Here is an 18,853-nt window from a genome sequence, read left to right as displayed (position 1 = left end):
AACGAAGCAGTTTTCTATCTATCCGCTAGGTTCTATCCGCTCTACCATGGCGCCTGCTTGACTTGCCTTAACCCGGTGTCCTGGCCCAAGATGGGGCCGGACGTGCGCCAAGGAGACGCCATGCAAGCCAGGGATATCAGTTTGATCGGCGTGCCGACCGATGTCGGGGCCAGCGCCCGCGGCGCGTCGATGGGGCCCGAGGCCTTGCGCGTGGCCGGCCTGATCGAAAGACTGCTGGGCCGCGGCATGCGCGTGCACGATCGCGGCAACCTGGCGGGCCCGCCCAATCCCTGGCGGCGCCCCGTCAACGGCTATCGGCATCTGGACGAGGTCATCGCCTGGAATCAACAAGTGCATGACGCCGTGCACGCCGAATTGCGGGCCGGGTATTTCCCTATCATGCTGGGCGGCGACCACAGCCTGGCCATTGGTTCGATCAGCGCGGTGGCGCGCCATTGCCGCGACACCGGCAAGCGTCTGCGCGTACTCTGGCTCGATGCGCACTCCGATTTCAATACCCAGGTGCTTACGCCTACAGGCAACATCCATGGCATGCCCGTGGCCTGCCTGTGCGGGGCCGGCCCCGAGGCGCTGATCCGCCTTTCCGGCGCCGTGCCCGCGCTGCAGCCCGCCTGGGTGCGCCAGATCGGGATACGCAGCGTCGATGAAGGCGAGCGCGGCCTCATCCACGAAGCCGGGCTGGAAGTCTTCGACATGCGCTATCTCGACGAGGCGGGCATGCGCGCCACCATGCAGGCCGCCCTCGTCGATCTCGATGACGACACGCATCTGCATGTCAGTTTCGATGTGGACTTCCTGGATCCCGACGTCGCGCCGGGCGTGGGGACCACCGTACCCGGCGGCCCCACCTATCGCGAAGCCCAGCTGTGCATGGAAATGATCGCCGATACCGGTCTCATGGCTTCGCTGGACATCGTCGAACTCAACCCGGCGCTGGATGTGCGCAACAAGACAGCCATCGTCGCGGCCGAATTGGTCGAAAGCCTGTTCGGCAAGTCGACCTTGATCCGGCGTCAGGGATAGACGATGGAGTACTGCACGTAGCTCACCAGCTTGCCGGCCGTGATGGCCTCGGTGCTGGTCCGGACGTAGCGCGCCAGATAGCGCAAGGTCGCGGCCTTGTCCGAGACCACGGCGCCTTGCGCGGCCTGCGCGGTGACGTCCGCGCCCACCCGGATCGCCGTGCCATCGAGATTGGCCAGCTGGATCTGCACGTTCTTGAACACGGTGGCGCCGGGCGGCGATGGAATCGTCGCGGCCACGGTCGCCGCGGCGGCCGTCGTATAGGCGACCAGGTTGCCGGTGGCGTAGTCGGTGGTGGAGCCCGGCTCGAAATAGGCCGTGAGTGTCTGGGCATTGAGGGCTTCGGGGCAGTCGGTCAGACGGATCTGGAAGAGCGTGGCGCCCGCGGTGTCATTGACGTTCTTCATGGCCGACGTGCCGATCTTGGGCAGCGTGACGAGCAGGTTGTGCGGCGGCTCGGCGCCATTGATCTTGCAGGTCTGGTCAGTGATCTCGCCGGTGATGGTGATCGTGCCGTCGACGGCATGGGCCGGCGGCATGCCCGTCATGGCCGCCACGGCCAGCGAGGCGGCGGCGATGCTTACGCGCGGGATCGCGGATTGGCGGATGGCATTCCTTGTCATATCGCTCTGTTTTTCCCTGGTGAAAGGCCCCAGTATGCCGAGCCCGCCTCATAGGAAACGTCCGCAAAACGCGCCTCAACTGCTATCACTATAGTAGTCGGACAGCTGTCGCATCAGACGGGTTCGCTGCCCGGCGCGGCCTTACGCCGCTTCGGCCGCGTCATGGTCATGGGCCACCTCGGCCGCGAACATATAGCCCCAGCCATGCACGGCCCGGATGGGCAGCGCCATCTGATGATGCGAGGCCTTGCGCCGCAAGCGGCTGATCATCACGTCCACGAAACGGCTGCGCTGCGCGCCCGCCTCCACGCCGAGTTCTTCGGGCAGCAGCGCGTCGCGGCTGAGCTTGCGTTCGGGCGCCGTCATCAGGCGCGATAGAAAAGCGCGCTCTCCGGTGGTCAGGCCCAACGCGCGCCCGGACGGGCTCACCAGCGTCCAGCCCCGGTTGGCCAAGCGCCACTTGGCGGGCGTGCCGGGCCAGGCGGGCAGGGCGGATTCTTCAGGCAGCGGGTCGAAGGCCGGATCGGCGCGTTCGCCGGCGTCGACGGCCGGCGCGCTCAGGCTCGTGATACGGCGCAGCAGCGATTGCAGGACGGCGGCCAGCTCCAGCCCGCTGGCGTTGCGGTCCAGGCAGGCATCGGCGCCGCATAGCAGGGTCCGCACCCGGGCTTCGCTGTCGGTGAAGTGGGCCAGGGCAATGATGCCGACGCTGCGGTCCATGGCGCGGATGCGCACGGCCGCGATATGGATGTCGGCCAGTGGAGCGCTCAGGACCAGCAGGGGGCAGGATTGCTTGCCGTAGTGCTCATAGAGACTGACCAGATCGGGGCACACGCGCACCCTGAAGCCGAGGTGGCCCAGGCTGTCCAACTGTTCCTTATGCGCGGCATCGTCTTTGGTTAAAAAGATGACATCCAGCGTGCTGTTCATTCATTTTCCCGAGTGCATGGGCGGCAGCTCCAGCCCGTCCCGCTGGTGTCACGGCATCTCTGTGGCGCATGGGGTGTTCCGGGGGATGACAGCCTGGGCACGGCCTGCGCCATGTCATGCCACGCTTGTGTTCGATTTAAACACGATTGTGATTATTTGTGAATAGAAGTTTCTATTCCAATGAAAACGTGGGAATCCTGCGTGATTCCTGCCATGATCTCCGGGGTTTTTGGCCGCGTTTTTGTATAAATACGCTACATTATTTTCTATATGTATCCGCATGGCAAGCCGGCGACGGCGTTGCGTCCGCCGGCGGATGTCACAAGCCAGGGATGCGGCCCGCCATTCGGGTTTCCTCCCCATGTTTCCGGCGACGGGGACAATGCTCTAATCCGGCAGCCACCTGAAATCACTAATCCGAGTCTAATGAGTGGAAACTTTCGGCCATCGTCTGCGCAGCGCGCGTGTACTCCGGGGATGGACGCAGAAAGACCTGGCGGCGGCTTGCCAGCTGTCCCAAAGCGCCATAGGCAATTACGAAAGCGGCCTGCGCACCCGGCCTAGCGGAGCGTCGCTGATCAAGCTCACCCGCGCCTTGCGTGTCACGGCGCAGTGGCTGAGTTCGGGCGAAGGGCCGATGCGGGGCGAGGGCGGTTCCGAGGAGCTGGCCTGGCCTTTCCATAGCGTGCCCTACGCCTCCTATCTGGCGCTGACGCAGCGGGAGAAACGCCAGCTGGAACAGGTGCTGGCCGCCTATATCGCCGCCCGGGGACCCTAGGCCCGCGCCGCGCCGGGAGGCGGTCGCGCCCTGTTGCATTCATGCTGGTCTGAATACGGTCGCCCGGTTACAGTAAACCGGAGTCCTTTAGACGGAGAGAGTGCGATGTTCTTGATTTCCATTCCCCGGGCGGTGTTGTGCGCTGGGCTGCTGGCCGCGCTGGCGGGTTGCGCCACGCAGACCGGCCAGGCGCGTCCCGAGGGAGCGGCCGCCGCGCGCGCCACGACCAGCGCCGATTCGCTGGCCCAGACCCGCTGGGAACTCACCGGCTGGGTCGACGCGCTGGGCAATCGGCGCAACATCCCGCATGGCGACAACGGCGAGCCGATCTCGCTGACCTTTCTGGCCGATGGCAAGCGCTACGTGGTGCAAGGCTTTTCCGGCTGCAACCGCTATAGCGGCGCCTACAAGCTGGAGGCGGGCAAGCTGAGCATCACGGCGCCGGCCTCCACGCGCATGGCCTGCCCGGACCCCCGCCGCGCCCAGCTCGAGATCGACTATCTGCGGGCCCTGGCGGACATCCGTTCGTTCACGCTGGACGCCAGCGGGGCCCCGCGCCACCTGACCTTCAATGTGGCCACCGGCGATGTGCTGGACTTCACCCGCCGCCAGGATCCGCCCACGCCCTGAGGCGTTCGCCGCCGGGCCGGCCTAAAATACCGCCTCCAGCCGGCCCTGGCCGGCCAGTCCTTCAGGAGGCAGCCATGCCCGTTACCCTACGCTCTCTGTGGCCCTTGATGCTCGTGCTCGGCCTGGCGGCCTGCGCTTCCCGCCCGCCCGTGCCCCCCGTGGTGGGGCAGCAGCCCGGACAGCAATCGGATGTCCTGGCGCAGACCGCCTGGGAGCTGGCCCGCTGGACCAAACCGGGCGGCGCCTTGCGTCCCGTGCCGCATGCGCATAGCAAGGAGCGTCCGATCACGCTGGTCTTCAACCATGAGCAGGGCCAGGCGCGGCTGTCGGGCTTTTCGGGCTGCAACACCTACTCGGGCCAGTATGTGGTGGCCAACGGGCTGCTGATCCTCCAATACCCGCCCGTCTCGACCTATATGTCCTGCCCCTCGGCCAATATGCAGCTGGAGCAGGATTACCTCGCCGGCCTGACCCGCATCACGGCCACGCGCCTGGACGACGTTGCCCGTCCCAGCCGCATGACCCTCACGCTGTCTTCGGGCGACGTGCTGGATTTTGCCCGCCGATAATCCGGCCCGCCCGCGCGCCTTCCTCGCTTGTTTTCATGTCCATCGTCAATATCGCCGCCTATAAGTTCGTCAGCCTGCCCGACACGGCCTCCTTGCGCGAGTCGCTGCAGGCGCGCGCCGACGCGCTGGCCCTCAAGGGCACCATTCTGCTGGCCCCCGAGGGCATCAACCTTTTCCTGGCTGGCGCCGGGCAGGCCATCGAGGATTTTCTCGCCGATCTGCGCAAGGACAGCCGTTTTGCCGACTTGCAGGCCAAGTACAGCCTGTCGGACGCCGTGCCTTTCGGCAAGATGCGCGTGCGGCTCAAGCGCGAGATCATCCGCATGAACCACCCCGCCATCCGGCCCGAGGCCGGCCGGGCGCCCAGCGTGGACGCCCGGACCCTGGCCCGCTGGCTGGAGCAGGGGCGCGATGACGAGGGGCGTGAAGTGGTCATGCTCGACACCCGCAACGCCTTCGAAGTCGATGTCGGCACCTTTCGCAATGCCATCGATTGGCGCATCGAGCGCTTCACCCAGTTTCCGGACGCGGTGCGCGAGCACCGCGCCGAACTCGAGGGCAAGACGGTCGTGAGCTTCTGCACCGGCGGCATCCGCTGCGAAAAGGCCGCGATCTTCATGGGCGAGCTGGGCATCGACCACGTCTACCAGCTCGAAGGCGGCATCCTGAAGTACTTCGAAGAGACCGGCGGCCCGGGCTACGACGGCGCCTGCTTTGTCTTTGACGAGCGCGTGGCGCTGGATCCCGCGCTCAAGCCGGTGGCCTCTTTCCCCGGGGCGTCAGACACCATGGGAGACCGAGCGGGGGCGTGAGGGGCCCCAGGTGCCTGACACCAAAAAAAACGCCGCTTGCGCGGCGCTTGGGCATCAGTGGATGCGCATGCCGGGCTGGGCGCCGGGCCAGGGTTCGAGCACGTAGATGCCGGCATCGATTTTCTCGTCGGCATGGCTGGCGGCCAGCACCATGCCCTCGGAAACACCGAATTTCATCTTGCGCGGCGCCAGGTTGGCGACCAGCACGGTGAGCTTGCCAATGAGGTCTTCGGGCTTGTAGGCCGACTTGATGCCGGAGAAGACGTTGCGATGGCGGCCCTCGCCCACGTCCAGGGTCAGGCGCAGCAGCTTGGTCGAGCCTTCGACGGCTTCGCAATTGACGATCTTGGCGATGCGCAGGTCCACCTTGGCGAAGTCGTCGATGGAGATGGTCTCTGCCAGGGGCTCGCCGCCCGGGGCGGGGGCGGCTTCGGCCGCCGGGGCCGGCGGCTCGAACAGGGCGTCCAGCATCTTGGGATCGACGCGCTGCATCAGGTGCTTGAAGGGCGCGACCTGGGCGGGCAGTTCGGCGGCATCGCTCCAGATGAAGTCGCGCGTGGCGCCGAAGAGCTCGCGCGCCACGCGCGAGGCCAGGGCCGGCAGCACCGGCGCCAGCATTACCGACAGGGCCTTGAAACCCGCCAGCGCGCGCGAGCAGACATCCTGCAGCTGGGCGCGGCGGGCGTCGTCGGCTTCGGCGTAGTTCTTGGCCAGCACCCAGGGCTGGGCCGCGTCGAACGCCTGGTTGATGTTGTCGGCATAGGCCATGATCTCGCGGATGGCGCGGTTGTATTCGCGGCCTTCCAGGGCGGCGCGGATGGACTCGGCCTGGCGGGCGAACTCGGCCGACAGCGCGGCGGTGTCGCCCTGGTAGCCGAGCTTGCCGTCGAAGTGGCGCGTGATGAAGTTGGCCGCGCGGCTAGCGATATTGACGTACTTGCCGACCAGGTCGCTGTTGACGCGGGCGATGAAATCCTCGGGATTGAAATCCATGTCTTCGACGCGCGCGTTCAGCTTGGCGGCCATGTAGTAGCGCAGCCACTCGGCATCCATGCCCACTTCAAGATAGCGCAGCGGCGAGATGCCGGTGCCGCGGCTCTTGGACATCTTTTCACCGCTGACGGTGATGAAGCCATGCACGTTCAGCGCGTCGGGCGTCTTGCGGCCGGCGAACTTGAGCATCGCGGGCCAGAACAGGGCATGGAAATAGATGATGTCCTTGCCGATGAAGTGGATCTGCTCGGTGGGGCCGGCCGGGTCGAGCAGGGCGTCGAAGTCCATGCCGGTCTTGGCGCAGTAGGATTTCAGCGAGGCCAGGTAGCCCACCGGCGCGTCCAGCCAGACATAGAAGTACTTGCCCGGCGCATCGGGGATCTCGATGCCGAAATAGGGCGCATCGCGAGAGATGTCCCAGTCGCCCAGCTTGGCCTGGCCGTCGTCCGTGCCCAGCCATTCGCGGGTCTTGGCCTGGACTTCCGACTGCAGGTGCTTGACGCCGTTGCGATTGCTGCCCGTGGTCCATTGCTGCAGGAATTCGACGCAGCGCGGATCGGAGAGCTTGAAGAAGAAGTGATCGGAGCGCTTGAGCACCGGGGTGGCGCCGGTCAGCGCCGAATAGGGATTGATCAGTTCGGTGGGCGCGTACACGGCGCCGCAGACTTCGCAGGAGTCGCCGTACTGGTCCTTGGCGTGGCAGCGCGGGCACTCGCCCTTGATATAGCGGTCGGCCAGGAACATGCCCTTGACCGGGTCGAAGAACTGCTCGATGGAGCGCGTCTCGATCAGGCCGGCCGCCTTCAGCGCGCCATAGATCTCATGCGACAGCGCCACGTTCTCGGGCGAATCGGTGGTGTGCCAGTGATCGAAGCGGATGTGAAAGCCGTCCAGGTAGCGCGGGCGCTCGGCCGCATAGCGGGCCACCAGCTGCTGCGGGGTGATGCCTTCCTTTTCGGCCTTGAGCATGATGGGCGCGCCGTGCGCGTCGTCCGCGCCCACGAAATGCACGGTATGACCCGCCATGCGCATCGAACGGACCCAGATGTCGGCCTGGATGTACTCCATGATGTGGCCGATATGGAAGGAGCCGTTGGCGTAGGGCAGGGCAGTAGTGACAAATAGCGTGCGTGACATGACGGATTTGACGGAGGGGGAAAGGCGGGCACACCCGCCGGATGGAAGCTGGCTATTTTAGAGCCAGGCGGCGCCGGCACGGGCGGGCGGCCAGACCCGCAGGGCCTGCCGCCAAAAGGGACATATTAAACGGAAGGGGCGCGGACGGGCGGAGCCCGGCGGGGCGCTTAGCGGACTTCGCGGGCCTCGACGTCGATGACCTCGCCGCCGCGGGCCGGGGCCGCGGCAAAGGGCGATTGGCCCGGGAAGGGGCGGCCGGATTGGCGCTGGCTCCAATAGGCGCGCACGCCGAACGGCTTGCCGCGCACCTTGGCCACCACATACAGGATGCCCAGGGCAATGGCGGTCGAGGCCATGAAGACCAGCGCCATCAGCATGCCGATCAGGCCCAGCACGATGACGGGAATGGCGCGAAGAAAGCGGATGAGAGCGTCGGTCATGTAGATAGGATGTAAAAACAGGGCAAAAGGTTCCGTCGCTTCCGCTATCCTTGTGGGTAATGGCTGACGTATTTCCCGCAGCGCCTCTGAAATCATAGTGACATGAGTATAACGATAGACCAAATCCGTGGCGCATTGCGCGGCGTTTCCGACCCGAATACCGGGGTGTCCCTGGCCGTTTCTGTAAAAGATCGTGACATCCAGGTCGAAGACGGCCTGGTCCGGGTCCTGATCGAGCAGGGCTATCCCGGCCGCGAGGCGCAGGCGCAGCTGGCCGAGCTGGCGCGCGGCGCGCTGGCCGCGGCGGGCGTGGCCCGGGCCGAGATCTCGGTGGCCGTGCGCGTGCAGCCGCACGCGGTGCAGCGTGGCCTGAAGCCCCTGCCCAATGTGCGCAACATCATCGCCGTGGCCTCGGGCAAGGGCGGGGTGGGCAAGAGCACCACTTCGGTCAACCTGGCCCTGGCCCTGGCCGCCGAAGGCGCCAGCGTGGGCGTGCTCGACGCCGATATCTACGGCCCGAGCATCCCGACCATGCTGGGCATCTCGGGCCGGCCCGAGAGCCTGGACAACAAGTCCATGGAGCCGCTGGTGGGCCACGGCATCCAGGCCAATTCCATCGGTTTCCTGATCGATGCCGATTCGCCGGCCATCTGGCGCGGCCCCATGGTCACCCAGGCGCTGGAGCAATTGCTGCGCCAGACCAATTGGCGCGACCTGGACTACCTGATCGTCGACATGCCGCCGGGCACCGGGGACGTGGCCCTCACCCTCGCCCAGAAAGTGCCGGTGGTCGGCGCGGTCATCGTCACGACGCCGCAGGACATCGCATTGCTGGACGCGCGCAAGGGCTTGCGCATGTTCCAGAAGGTCGAGGTCCCCATCCTGGGCGTGGTCGAGAACATGGCCATCCATATCTGCACGCAATGCGGCCACGCCGAGCATATCTTCGGCGAGGGCGGCGGGCAGCGCATGGCGGCGCAATACGAGGTGCCCTGGCTGGGCAGCCTGCCGCTGACGCTGGCCATCCGCGAGCAGACCGATTCGGGCAGGCCCACCGTCGTGGCCGATCCGCAAGGCGAGGCCGCCGGCCTGTATCGCGCCATCGCGCGCAAGGTCGCCGCGCAGGTGGCGGCGCTGCCCAAGGACATGGCGGGCAAGATGCCCGGCGTCGTGGTTCAGCAGCAACGGCCCTCTTAAGGCATGCGGAGGTATCGCGCCGCTCTTGCCCTGGCAGTCCTGGCGTGGTCCGTGCAGGCGCATGCCAACCGGCCCGAGATCATCATCGATCCCGGCGGTGTCACGCCGCAGTCCTTGACGGTCATCACCGAGGCCGTCAACGCCATTGCGCGCCTGGCCGAAGACCAGGACGGCGGCGAAATCACCCGCCTGCGGCGGCGGGCCCGCGACGCGACCGTGGCGGCCCTGGCCACCCAGGGCTATTTCACGCCCACCGTCACGCTGGCCCCGGGCACCGACGTGGGCGGCGATACCTGGGATATCGCCATCCAGCCGGGGCCCCGGGCGGTCATCCGCACGGTCGATCTGCGCTTTACCGGCCGGGTGCTGCGGCCCGAGTACGCCGCCCGGATCACGCAGTGGCGCGAGGCCTGGAGCCTGAAGCCCGGCCAGCCCTTCGTCAACGGCGAATGGAACAAGGCCAAGTCCAATCTGCTGGACAGCGTGTCCGCGCGCGACTTCCTGCTGGCCACCCTCACCGAATCGCAGGCCGAGGTGCACGCGGACAGCGCCATGGTGGACTTGTCGGTGCAGATCGACAGCGGGCCCCTGGTGCGCCTGGGCGCGCTGCAGACCCAGGGCCTGCAGCGCGTGCCCGAAAGCCTCATCACGCGCTATGTCCGCTACAGCGAGGGCGATGCCTATGACCAGGATAAGCTCGACAACTGGCAGCAGGAGCTGCAGTCGACCGCGTTTTTCCGTGGCGCCTTCGTGTCGCTGCGCCGCTCCGACGGGCAGCTTTCGCAGGCGCCGGCGGCGATCAAGCCGGATGGCGAGATCAAGGCGCGCGCGCCGGGCGCGAGCGGGCTGGCCTCGGCCCAGCCCTCGGGCGACGCCAAGGTCTCGGGCGCGCCCGGCGCGGCGCCTCCTGCCGTCTATGACCCCGATGGCGAAGTGACCTTGCCGGTCGATGTCCGCGTGGTGGAGGCGCCGCCCAAGCGGGCCGCCGTGGCCGTGGGGATCGACGACACGGCCGGCGCCCGCTTTGAGACCATCTACCGACAGAATGTCGTCTTCGGCCAGCCGGTCACGATGGAGACCGGCCTGGGGGTGGACCGCCTGCAGCAGCGCGCCTTCATGGACTTCACCCTGCCGCCGGACGCGCGCGGGCGGCGCGATGCCATCGGCGTGCTGGCCCAGCATTCGGACATCCAGGGCCTGGACGTCACCCGCTATGCGCTGGGCTTCACGCGCACGCAGGAGCGCAAGGGCGCCGGCGACAGCCGGGTCGAGTACGAGACCCGCTGGGGGGCGCTGCTGGCCCACGATCATGTCAAGATCGACGGGGGCGACACCTACGACCTGCCCACCGCCACGCTGACGGCCGACTGGCTGCGCCGCGACGTGGACAGCAAGTACGACCCGCGCGAAGGCAATCTGATCGCGGTGGGCGGCGGCCTGGGGGCCGTGCTCGATAGCGGGGATCCCTATTTCCGCCTGCGCCTGCGCGGCCAGAAGTGGTGGCCCGTGGGCGAGCGCGATGTGCTGACCCTGCGCGGCGAGGTCGGCCGCGTATGGTCCAACAGCAAGACCCGGGTGCCGGATGACTTTGGTTTCCGCACGGGCGGGGCGCGCTCCATCCGCGGCTACCGCTACCAGAGCATAGGCCTGAAGCAGAATGACGCCACGGTGGGCGCGCCCACGTTGGCGGTCGCCAGCCTGGAGTACGACCACTATTTCAACGAGCGCTGGGGCGTGGGCTTTTTTGTCGACGCGGGCGACGCGGCGGAGTCGTTCGGCTCCATGGACGTCGCCGTGGGCTATGGCGTGGGCGCGCGCGTGCGCACACCGGCCGGTCCGCTCTTTCTCGACGTGGCCTACGGCCAGCGCGATCACGACCTGCGCCTGCATTTTTCGCTGGGGATCGCGTTTTGACCAAGCTGCGCGCCGTATTGCGGCATCTGCTCATCTGGTGGTTGCCGGGCCTGGCCATGCTGGCCGCCCTGGCCGCCTCCTTTGTGTTCTGGCTGGTGGCCTCGCACAACGGCAGCCGGCTGCTGGTCAATTCCGCCGTGCAGTTGCTGGGCGGCGAGGTGGAGAACATCGAAGGTTCGGTGCTGCTGGGGCTGCGGCTCGGCCGGCTGGACGTCACCGTGGCCGGCACGCGCATCGAGGCCGGCAACCTCTGGCTGGATGTCGACTGGAGCGAATTGGGCCATCGCCGCGCCCATGTGCGCGCCCTGACGGCCGACCGCCTCGCCGTCGGGCTGCCGCCGCCCGGGCCGGATGGGCAAGCCGACGGCGAGGCCGGTGGATTGCCGGAATCGTTGTCCTTGCCGGTCTCCATCGACGTGGACCGGCTGGCCGTGGGCGAGTTTGCGCTCAGCCGCGGCGGCCAGCCCCTGCCCGTGGGCTTGCACGACATCGCGCTGGCCCTGCACGTGCAGCGCGAGGCGGCCGCCCGGCTGGAGATCCAGAGCCTGAGAGTGGATCACCCGCAAGCGCGGCTGCGCCTGAACGGCCTGCTGGACGTGCGGCGGCTGGCCGCGCCCTGGCCGCTGTCGGCGCGCCTGCAGGCGCGCCTCGCGGCCGCCCGGTCCGATGCCTCGGTCTGCGCCGAGCTGGGCGGCGTCAAGCCGGCGCAGCAGCGCGAGCAAGAGGCCGCCCGTGCCGGCGAGCAGGGCGCCTATCTGGTGACCCGTCCCGAGGTGGCCGAGAGCGCCGCCAGTACCCTGGGCGGCCAGGCGCCGGACGCCGGCGAGGCGGCCTTGCGGCGCGAGCGCTGGCGCGAGGCCGTGGGCCAGCTGTGCCCGATTGCGCTGTCCGCCCAGGCCGAGGGGTCGCTGGATCGCCTGGCGGTCACGCTGCAGGGCAGCGGCGCGGGCCTGCAGCTCGATGCCCAGGCCGGGCTGGCCCCCATGGCGGGTTTTCCGCTGCGCGACGCGCGCCTGGACCTAAAGCGCGACGATGGCTCGGGGCTGGGCGCCGTGCTTGACTGGCAGGACGCCGGCCAGCCCGGTACGCCCGACCGCGTCCAGGCCCGCGTCACCGCCGACCGCCTGGACCTGAAGCGGCTGCTGGGCGATTGGCTGCCGCCCGCCATCTTGAGCGCCGAGGCCGAGATCAAGGCCGGCGTCCAGGACCTGAGCGACTTGCGTTCGGCCGATGTGCGGCTGCGCGTGGCGCCCGACAGCCGCTGGAACAAGCAGCCGCTGGCCGGCGCGCTGTCCTTTGAGCTGCGCACCGAGGACGGCGGCGCGGCGCTGGCCCCGGGGATGCCTGCCGGCTGGCGTCTGCCGCGGCTGGACCTGGATGTCACCCTGGGCAAGAACCGGCTGCGCGCGCAAGGGGGGTTGCAGGAGGCCCAGGCCAGGCTGGCCCTGGACGTCCAGGCCCCGGAGCTGGCGGCTTTCTGGCCAGAATTGCCCGGCGGCGTAATGCTCAAGGGCGAGGTCGATGGCCAGGCGGGCCGCCACCAAGGCAAGGTGCAGGCCCGCTACCTCCCGCCCCGGTCCCAGCCCAAGCGCCTGGGCAGCGCGCCGGTCGAGGCCCAGCTGGCGTTCGACGGTGGGTGGGGCGAAGCGGAGGGCCTGGCGGGCTGGCGGGGCCGGGTATCCGGCCTGTCGGTGCAAAGCGCGGGCTTTACGGTCGCCGTGCCGGGGGCGGTCGCCCTGGCCTATATGCCCGGGGCCGCCGCCCCTGCCTGGCAGTGGCAGGTGGGCGCGGCCGAGATCCAGGCCCGTTTTCCGGACAAGCAGCGGCTGTCGCTGTCGCATGGCGGCTCGCGCGGGGGCCCAGGGCGCTGGGAGACCGCCGGCCGGGCCGAGAACTTCGAATTGCGCGCCACCATGCTGCGCCAGCTGATGGCCGCCCTGGGCCAGGAAAACAAAGAAAACCCGGGCGGCCGCGTCAATGCGATGGTCTCGGATGAGCAGCGCCGCATCGCGCTGGACGTCTCATGGGACCTGAAATATGCCGGCGCGCTGTCCGGGCGGGCGCGGCTGGCGCGGCGCAGCGGCGACCTGCGCATGCCGGGCGACCCGCCCATCGCCCTGGGCCTGAAGACCTTGCAGCTGGATCTCACCGCCAGCGCCGGGCAAGGCGGCGCCAGCCGGCTCGACGCGGCGCTCGATGTCGACACCGAGAAAATGGGCCGCGTGAAGGCCACCGCCACCACCCAGCTCAAGGGGCTGGCGCTGGAGCCGCGCCAGCCCGTGCGCGCCGACATCAACGCCGACATCGCCGACCTGGCCTGGCTGGGCCTGTTCGTCGGCGATACGCTGGAGCTCGGCGGGTCGCTGCGCGCCAATGCGCGCATCGACGGCTCGCTGGCCGGCGGCTGGCAGGCCAACGGCGCCATCGAGGGCGACAAATTGCGCGTGGTGCGCATCGACGATGGCGTGCGCATGGTCGACGGCACGCTGCGCGCCCGCCTGGCCGGCGACCGGCTGGTGCTGGATTCGCTGCGCTTTCCGGCGGTGCTGCGCGTGATGCCCGATGAATGGCGCACCAAGGAGTGGGTGACCACCAATCCCGAGGCCAAGGGCGGCTATGCCGAGGCGCGGGGCGAGTGGGGCCTGACCGATATGGCCGGCCGCATCGGCGTGACCCTGTACCGTTTCCCGGCGCTGCAGCGTTCGGACCGCTACGCCATGGTCAGCGGCCGCGTGGATATCGACATCGCCCTGCCGCGCATCAACATCGATGGCGAGATCACCGCCGACGCCGGCTGGGTCAGCCTGGAGATCCTGCAGGGGGTGCCCTCGCTGGACGATGACGTCCGGGTGGTCCGGCCGGGCGACGACCAGAAGGCCGGCCCCCCCATCCAGGTGGGCATCAATCTGAAAGTCGACATGGGGCCGCGCTTCTATATCACCGGCATGGGGCTGGATGCCGGCCTGATCGGCGATCTCCAGATCGTGATGCAGGGCGGCCGCCTGACGGGCATGGGCGCCCTGCACACCCGGGCCGGGGGCATCGAGGCCTATGGCCAGAAACTGCGCCTGCGGCGCGGCACGCTCACTTTCCAGGGCCGCCTGGACAATCCCATTCTCGACATCGAGGCCTTGCGCACGGGCGAGGCGGTCGAGGCGGGGGTGCGGGTGGCCGGCACGGCCCAGCGTCCGCGCATCGACCTGGTTTCCTATCCCGATGTCAGCGATGTCGAGAAACTGTCCTGGCTGGTGCTGGGCCGCGGGCCGGACGCCGGGGGCGGCGACACGGCCTTGCTGCTGTCCATCGGCACGGCGCTGCTGGGCGGCGGCCAGCCGCTGTACAAACAGTTCGGCCTGGACGATGTCAGCGTGCGCACCGGCGCCATCGGCAGCTCGGGCAGCCTCCTGCCCGACCGCACGGTGGCCAGTTCCGTCAACCGCGACGCCGACGCCGACCTGGCCACGCAATTCCTGGTGGCCAGCAAGAACTTCGCCAACGGCATCACCCTGAGCGTGGAGCAGGCCATGGCCGGCAGCGAGACCGTGGGCCGGGCCAGCTACCGGCTGGCGCGCGGCCTGTCCCTGGACCTGAAGGGCGGCTCGGTCAACGGCATCGAGCTGGTCTACCGCTGGCTGGTGGGCCAATAAGCCAGGGCCCCTGCCGGGTCCTGGCGGCGACGAGATAAAATACCGCCTATTGCATAGGGGTACCCATTCATGAGCATCAAGAGCGACCGCTGGATCCGCCGCGCGGCCGAGGGCGGCATGATCGAACCGTTCGAGGCAGGCCAGGTGCGCACCGCGAACGGCGGACGCATCGTCAGCTATGGCACGAGCAGCTACGGCTACGACGTGCGTTGCGCCGACGAGTTCAAGATCTTCACCAACATCAATTCCACCATCGTCGATCCCAAGAACTTCGATGAGGGGTCCTTCGTGGACTTCAAGGGCGATGTCTGCATCATCCCGCCGAACTCCTTCGCGCTGGCGCGCACGGTGGAGTACTTCCGCATCCCGCGCAGCGTGCTGACGATCTGCCTGGGCAAGAGCACCTACGCGCGCTGCGGCATCATCGTCAACGTCACGCCGCTGGAACCCGAATGGGAAGGCCATGTGACGCTGGAGTTCTCCAACACCACGCCGCTGCCGGCCAAGATCTACGCCGGCGAGGGCTGCGCGCAAATGCTCTTCCTGGAAAGCGACGAGGTCTGCGAGACTTCCTATCGCGATCGCGGCGGCAAGTACCAGGGCCAGCGCGGCGTCACGCTGCCGCGCACCTGATCACAGCGTCCTGATCATCAGGGTCTCGGCGAGATAGCGGCCGCCCACCTGCAGCGCGGCCGGTTCGCGCCCGTAGGCGACGAAGCCCAGGCTCTCGTACAGGCGCTGCGCGGCCGGGTTGTCTTCGGCCACGGTCAGCAGCGCCTGGCGCACGCCCTGCCAACGGCCCGCTTCTTCGAGCACGGCGCCCATGAGGCGCCGGCCCAGGCCGCTGCCGCGTTGCGTAGGCGCAACGTATACCCCCCAGATCACCGCCTTGTGCAATTGTTTCAGCGGCGCCATGCGCAGCAGGCCGGCGCTGCCCACCAGGCGTTCGCCGTCCCAGGCGCCGAAGACCGCCCGCGTCGGCGCGGGCTCCAGCCTGCGGGCCCATTCTTGCGGCGTGACAAGGTGCTCCTCTTCGTAACTCGACCCGAAAGCCTGCGGCGCGTCGCGCAGGGCGGCAAGCCGCAGAGACCGGAAATGTGACGCATCTTCGGGGCCTAGCGGGCGTATGCTGATAGCTTGCATGGACGATCCTTTTTGCGGGCGCGGGCCGTTGCGGCCTCATGGCTTCCTATAATGGAAGATACCTGAACGCAGGAGCCGCCGATGTTTGGTTTCTTCAAAAAGAAAGTCCAGGTCCCGCGGGTCGACCCGCAGGTGCAGGCCGAGTTCGTCGAGCGCGTGAATGCCGCCGCGGCCGATTTTCTGCAGGCCTTGCCCGACCGCGGCCGGTTTGATTACCGGCCGGCCAGCGTGGCGCTGCTCGACGACGTGGCCGCGCAGGTGCGCGCCGGCACGCTGGCGCTCACGCCCATGCAGCGGGTGGGCATGGCGGCCTATCTGTACGAGGTCGCGCGGCGCCGCCATGGCGGGCAGTACGAGGTCTGCGACAACGACGATCCCGCGGTGCTGGTGACCGGCCAGCCGGCCTTCGACGTCTGCCTGTGCGGCATCTCGCGGGTCGAGCGCACCCTCAAGGGCGAGGTGGACGAGCCCCTGGCGGCGTTTTTCGGCCGTTTCGAGGCGGCCGTGGCGGCCGCCCGGCCGGCGGTCCTGCGCTGAGCGGCGCGGCGTGGCGGCCACGGCATGCCCCCGCGCCAAGGCAATTTCCGCGCCTGTCATCCGCATGGCTAAAAATCCGTCCTACAATCCCCCCCGAATCGCCGGCCCCGCGTCCGCCTGAGGAGTTCAGGCGGGCGTCCCGAAGTACACTCGCGTCCGTTTTGCCTTGCCCGCCCCAGGAGCGCCCGCATGAAATTTCGCTTCCCCATATTCATCATCGACGAAGACTTCCGCTCCGAGAACGCCTCGGGCCTGGGGATTCGCGCCCTGGCGTCGGCCATCGAGGCCGAGGGTGTGGAAGTCATCGGCGTGACCAGCTACGGCGACCTGAGCTCCTTTGCCCAGCAGCAAAGCCGCGCGAGCGCTTTCATCCTGTCGATCGACGATGAGGAGTTCGACGTCGATTCGCCCGAGGACGTGGCCAGCGCCATCAAGAACTTGCGGACCTTCATCGGCGAGCTGCGTTTCCGCAACGCCGATATCCCCATCTATCTGTACGGCGAGACGCGCACCTCGGAGCACATCCCCAACGACATCCTGCGCGAGCTGCACGGCTTCATTCATATGTTCGAGGACACGCCGGAGTTCGTGGCGCGCCACATCATCCGCGAAGCGCGCAGCTATGTGGACAGCCTGCCGCCGCCGTTTTTCCGCGAGCTGGTCAAGTACGCCCAGGACGGATCGTATTCCTGGCACTGCCCGGGCCACTCGGGCGGCGTGGCCTTTCTCAAGAGTCCCGTGGGCCAGATGTTCCACCAGTTCTTCGGCGAGAACATGCTGCGCGCCGACGTGTGCAACGCGGTGGACGAACTGGGCCAGCTGCTCGATCACACGGGCCCGGTGGCCGAGTCGGAGATCAATGCCGCGCGCATCTTCCATGCCGACCATTGCTTCTTCGTGACCAACGGCACCTCGACCTCCAACAAAGTCGTCTGGCATGCCAACGTGGCCGCCGGCGACGTGGTGGTGGTGGATCGCAACTGCCACAAGTCCATCCTGCATGCGATCACGATGACCGGCGCCATCCCGGTGTTCCTGCGCCCCACGCGCAACCACCTGGGCATCATCGGCCCCATCCCGCTGGAAGAGTTCGATCCGGAGAACATCCGCAAGAAGATCGAGGCCAATCCGTTCGCGCGCGAGGCCGTCAACAAGAATCCGCGCATCCTGACGCTGACGCAGAGCACCTACGACGGCGTGATCTACAACGTCGAGATGATCAAGGAAAAGCTGGGCAGCTATGTGGACACGCTGCATTTCGACGAGGCGTGGCTGCCGCACGCGGCTTTCCACGAGTACTACCAGGACATGCATGCCATCGGCCAGGACCGTCCGCGCAGCAAGGACGCCATGGTCTTCGCCACCCACTCCACGCACAAGCTGCTGGCCGGCATTTCGCAGGCCTCGCAGATCATCGTGCAGGAGTCGGAGTCGCGCAGGCTGGACCGCAATGTGTTCAACGAAGCCTACCTGATGCATACCTCGACCTCGCCGCAATACGCCATCATTGCGTCCTGCGATGTGGCCGCGGCCATGATGGAGCCGCCGGGCGGCACCGCCCTGGTCGAAGAAAGCATCCGCGAAGCCCTGGACTTCCGCCGCGCCATGCGCAAGGTGGAGTCCGAGTACGGCAAGAACGACTGGTGGTTCAAGGTCTGGGGGCCCAACCGCCTGGTGCCCGAGGGCATCGGCAATCGCAATGAGTGGATCCTGGAGGCCAACGATCACTGGCACGGTTTCGGCGAGCTGGCCGAAGGCTTCAACATGCTGGACCCGATCAAGGCCACCATCATCACCCCGGGCCTGGACATGTCGGGCAGCTTCGGCGAAACCGGCATCCCGGCCGCCCTGGTGTCCAAGTACCTGACCGAGCACGGCGTGGTGGTCGAGAAGACTGGCCTGTATTCCTTCTTCATCCTCTTTACCATCGGCATCACCAAGGGCCGCTGGAATACGCTCTTGACCGCCTTGCAGCAGTTCAAGGACGACTACGACCGCAACCAGCCCCTGTGGCGCATCCTGCCGGATTTCTGCCGCGAGCACCGGCAATACGAGCGCATGGGCCTGCGCGATCTGTGCCAAGTGATCCACGAGGCCTATCGCGAGCGCGATGTGGCGCGCCTGACCACCGAAATGTATTTGAGCGATATGGTGCCGGCGCTCAAGCCCTCGGATGCGTTTGCGCGCATGGCGCACCGCCAGGTCGAGCGGGTGGAGATCGACCAGCTCGAAGGCCGCGTGACCGGCGTGCTGCTCACGCCCTACCCGCCGGGCATTCCGCTCCTGATCCCGGGCGAGCGCTTCAACCGCACCATCGTCCAGTACCTGCAATTCGCGCGCGAGTTCAATGAGCGCTTCCCGGGTTTTGAAACCTATATCCATGGCCTGGCCCAGGATGTGGGGCCGGACGGCGCCAAACGCTACTACGTGGACTGCCTCAAAGAGAGCGATGCCTGAGG

The 18,853-nt window shown here is 67.6% G+C and carries 16 protein-coding genes; 11 read left to right on the top strand and 5 right to left on the bottom strand.

What is annotated here, in order from left to right; all coding sequences use genetic code 11:
• The first annotated feature begins 120 nt into the window (after window positions 1-120).
• Complete coding sequence (gene rocF, locus AXA74_RS00230; protein WP_032958091.1) at window positions 121-1,044, top strand: arginase; 924 nt, start codon at window positions 121-123, stop codon at window positions 1,042-1,044.
• Here rocF and AXA74_RS00225 read toward each other — a convergent pair.
• Both AXA74_RS00225 and AXA74_RS00220 read right to left on the bottom strand, forming a co-directional pair.
• Complete coding sequence (locus AXA74_RS00225; RefSeq protein ID WP_080700308.1) at window positions 1,035-1,667, bottom strand: fimbrial protein; 633 nt, start codon at window positions 1,665-1,667, stop codon at window positions 1,035-1,037. The genes rocF and AXA74_RS00225 overlap by 10 nt on opposite strands.
• A gap of 141 nt (window positions 1,668-1,808) precedes the next feature.
• Window positions 1,809-2,597, bottom strand: coding sequence for a response regulator transcription factor (locus tag AXA74_RS00220; protein ID WP_029578253.1), 789 nt, complete (start codon window positions 2,595-2,597; stop codon window positions 1,809-1,811).
• A 430-nt stretch (window positions 2,598-3,027) separates the two neighbouring features.
• Here AXA74_RS00220 and AXA74_RS00215 point away from each other — a divergent pair, with 430 nt between their 5' ends.
• The 4 genes from AXA74_RS00215 to AXA74_RS00200 all read left to right on the top strand — a co-directional run bounded on the left by AXA74_RS00215 (window position 3,028) and on the right by AXA74_RS00200 (window position 5,386).
• Window positions 3,028-3,375: a helix-turn-helix domain-containing protein gene (locus tag AXA74_RS00215; protein ID WP_029578254.1), complete on the top strand. Its 348-nt coding sequence runs from the start codon at window positions 3,028-3,030 to the stop codon at window positions 3,373-3,375.
• 105 nt (window positions 3,376-3,480) lie between these two features.
• The gene (locus tag AXA74_RS00210) at window positions 3,481-4,005 is read left to right on the top strand and encodes an META domain-containing protein (protein ID WP_029578255.1); all 525 of its coding nucleotides are present in this window, start codon (window positions 3,481-3,483) and stop codon (window positions 4,003-4,005) included.
• Window positions 4,006-4,079: 74 nt separating this feature from the next.
• Window positions 4,080-4,574, top strand: a complete 495-nt coding sequence (locus AXA74_RS00205; protein ID WP_032963753.1) for an META domain-containing protein — start codon at window positions 4,080-4,082, stop codon at window positions 4,572-4,574.
• Window positions 4,575-4,609: 35 nt separating this feature from the next.
• Window positions 4,610-5,386 (top strand): sulfurtransferase, encoded by a 777-nt coding sequence (locus tag AXA74_RS00200; protein ID WP_029578257.1) that lies wholly within the window; start codon window positions 4,610-4,612, stop codon window positions 5,384-5,386.
• Between the two features lie 54 nt (window positions 5,387-5,440).
• Here the strand turns inward: AXA74_RS00200 and metG are convergent, their stop codons facing one another.
• Together metG and AXA74_RS00190 are read right to left on the bottom strand one after the other, a co-directional pair.
• The gene (metG, locus tag AXA74_RS00195; protein ID WP_029578258.1) at window positions 5,441-7,516 is read right to left on the bottom strand and encodes a methionine--tRNA ligase; all 2,076 of its coding nucleotides are present in this window, start codon (window positions 7,514-7,516) and stop codon (window positions 5,441-5,443) included.
• 167 nt (window positions 7,517-7,683) lie between these two features.
• The gene (locus AXA74_RS00190; RefSeq protein WP_029578259.1) at window positions 7,684-7,956 is read right to left on the bottom strand and encodes a hypothetical protein; all 273 of its coding nucleotides are present in this window, start codon (window positions 7,954-7,956) and stop codon (window positions 7,684-7,686) included.
• A gap of 102 nt (window positions 7,957-8,058) precedes the next feature.
• Between AXA74_RS00190 and apbC the strand changes: the two genes are divergently transcribed.
• From apbC to dcd, 4 genes are all read left to right on the top strand, one after another.
• Entirely contained in the window at window positions 8,059-9,153 is a 1,095-nt protein-coding gene (gene apbC, locus AXA74_RS00185; protein WP_029578260.1) for an iron-sulfur cluster carrier protein ApbC, read from the top strand.
• Between the two features lie 3 nt (window positions 9,154-9,156).
• Window positions 9,157-11,067 carry an autotransporter assembly complex protein TamA gene (locus AXA74_RS00180; protein ID WP_032979474.1) on the top strand — a complete coding sequence of 637 codons (1,911 nt, stop codon included), beginning with the start codon at window positions 9,157-9,159 and terminating at the stop codon, window positions 11,065-11,067.
• Window positions 11,064-14,714: a translocation/assembly module TamB domain-containing protein gene (locus AXA74_RS00175; protein WP_029578262.1), complete on the top strand. Its 3,651-nt coding sequence runs from the start codon at window positions 11,064-11,066 to the stop codon at window positions 14,712-14,714. The genes AXA74_RS00180 and AXA74_RS00175 overlap by 4 nt, the downstream gene beginning before the upstream one ends.
• A gap of 69 nt (window positions 14,715-14,783) precedes the next feature.
• Window positions 14,784-15,347 carry a dCTP deaminase gene (gene dcd / locus AXA74_RS00170; RefSeq protein WP_029578263.1) on the top strand — a complete coding sequence of 188 codons (564 nt, stop codon included), beginning with the start codon at window positions 14,784-14,786 and terminating at the stop codon, window positions 15,345-15,347.
• Here dcd and AXA74_RS00165 read toward each other — a convergent pair whose 3' ends face one another.
• Window positions 15,348-15,857 carry a GNAT family N-acetyltransferase gene (locus AXA74_RS00165; protein ID WP_029578264.1) on the bottom strand — a complete coding sequence of 170 codons (510 nt, stop codon included), beginning with the start codon at window positions 15,855-15,857 and terminating at the stop codon, window positions 15,348-15,350. It lies immediately after the preceding gene.
• Between the two features lie 81 nt (window positions 15,858-15,938).
• Between AXA74_RS00165 and AXA74_RS00160 the strand changes: the two genes are divergently transcribed.
• Together AXA74_RS00160 and AXA74_RS00155 are read left to right on the top strand one after the other, a co-directional pair.
• Window positions 15,939-16,394 carry a hypothetical protein gene (locus tag AXA74_RS00160; RefSeq protein ID WP_029578265.1) on the top strand — a complete coding sequence of 152 codons (456 nt, stop codon included), beginning with the start codon at window positions 15,939-15,941 and terminating at the stop codon, window positions 16,392-16,394.
• Between the two features lie 189 nt (window positions 16,395-16,583).
• Complete coding sequence (locus tag AXA74_RS00155; RefSeq protein ID WP_029578266.1) at window positions 16,584-18,851, top strand: arginine/lysine/ornithine decarboxylase; 2,268 nt, start codon at window positions 16,584-16,586, stop codon at window positions 18,849-18,851.
• Window positions 18,852-18,853 lie beyond the last annotated feature (2 nt).

Origin of the sequence: Bordetella hinzii LMG 13501 (assembly GCF_001548475.1) — a bacterium.
Taxonomy (GTDB): Bacteria; Pseudomonadota; Gammaproteobacteria; order Burkholderiales; family Burkholderiaceae_B; genus Bordetella; species Bordetella hinzii.
The sequence above is the reverse complement of the archived record's forward strand: the minus strand, read 5'-3'. Positions and strand labels throughout refer to the sequence as shown.

Bases quoted from the DNA above. Each gene is read 5' to 3' on its own strand.
- rocF (WP_032958091.1), top strand. From the start codon at position 121: ATGCAAGCCAGGGATATCAGTTTGATCGGCGTGCCGACCGATGTCGGG.
- AXA74_RS00225 (WP_080700308.1), bottom strand. From the start codon at position 1,667: ATGACAAGGAATGCCATCCGCCAATCCGCGATCCCGCGCGTAAGCATC.
- AXA74_RS00220 (WP_029578253.1), bottom strand. From the start codon at position 2,597: ATGAACAGCACGCTGGATGTCATCTTTTTAACCAAAGACGATGCCGCG.
- AXA74_RS00210 (WP_029578255.1), top strand. From the start codon at position 3,481: ATGTTCTTGATTTCCATTCCCCGGGCGGTGTTGTGCGCTGGGCTGCTG.
- AXA74_RS00205 (WP_032963753.1), top strand. From the start codon at position 4,080: ATGCCCGTTACCCTACGCTCTCTGTGGCCCTTGATGCTCGTGCTCGGC.
- AXA74_RS00200 (WP_029578257.1), top strand. From the start codon at position 4,610: ATGTCCATCGTCAATATCGCCGCCTATAAGTTCGTCAGCCTGCCCGAC.
- metG (WP_029578258.1), bottom strand. From the start codon at position 7,516: ATGTCACGCACGCTATTTGTCACTACTGCCCTGCCCTACGCCAACGGC.
- AXA74_RS00190 (WP_029578259.1), bottom strand. From the start codon at position 7,956: ATGACCGACGCTCTCATCCGCTTTCTTCGCGCCATTCCCGTCATCGTG.
- apbC (WP_029578260.1), top strand. From the start codon at position 8,059: ATGAGTATAACGATAGACCAAATCCGTGGCGCATTGCGCGGCGTTTCC.
- AXA74_RS00180 (WP_032979474.1), top strand. From the start codon at position 9,157: ATGCGGAGGTATCGCGCCGCTCTTGCCCTGGCAGTCCTGGCGTGGTCC.
- dcd (WP_029578263.1), top strand. From the start codon at position 14,784: ATGAGCATCAAGAGCGACCGCTGGATCCGCCGCGCGGCCGAGGGCGGC.
- AXA74_RS00165 (WP_029578264.1), bottom strand. From the start codon at position 15,857: ATGCAAGCTATCAGCATACGCCCGCTAGGCCCCGAAGATGCGTCACAT.
- AXA74_RS00160 (WP_029578265.1), top strand. From the start codon at position 15,939: ATGTTTGGTTTCTTCAAAAAGAAAGTCCAGGTCCCGCGGGTCGACCCG.
- AXA74_RS00155 (WP_029578266.1), top strand. From the start codon at position 16,584: ATGAAATTTCGCTTCCCCATATTCATCATCGACGAAGACTTCCGCTCC.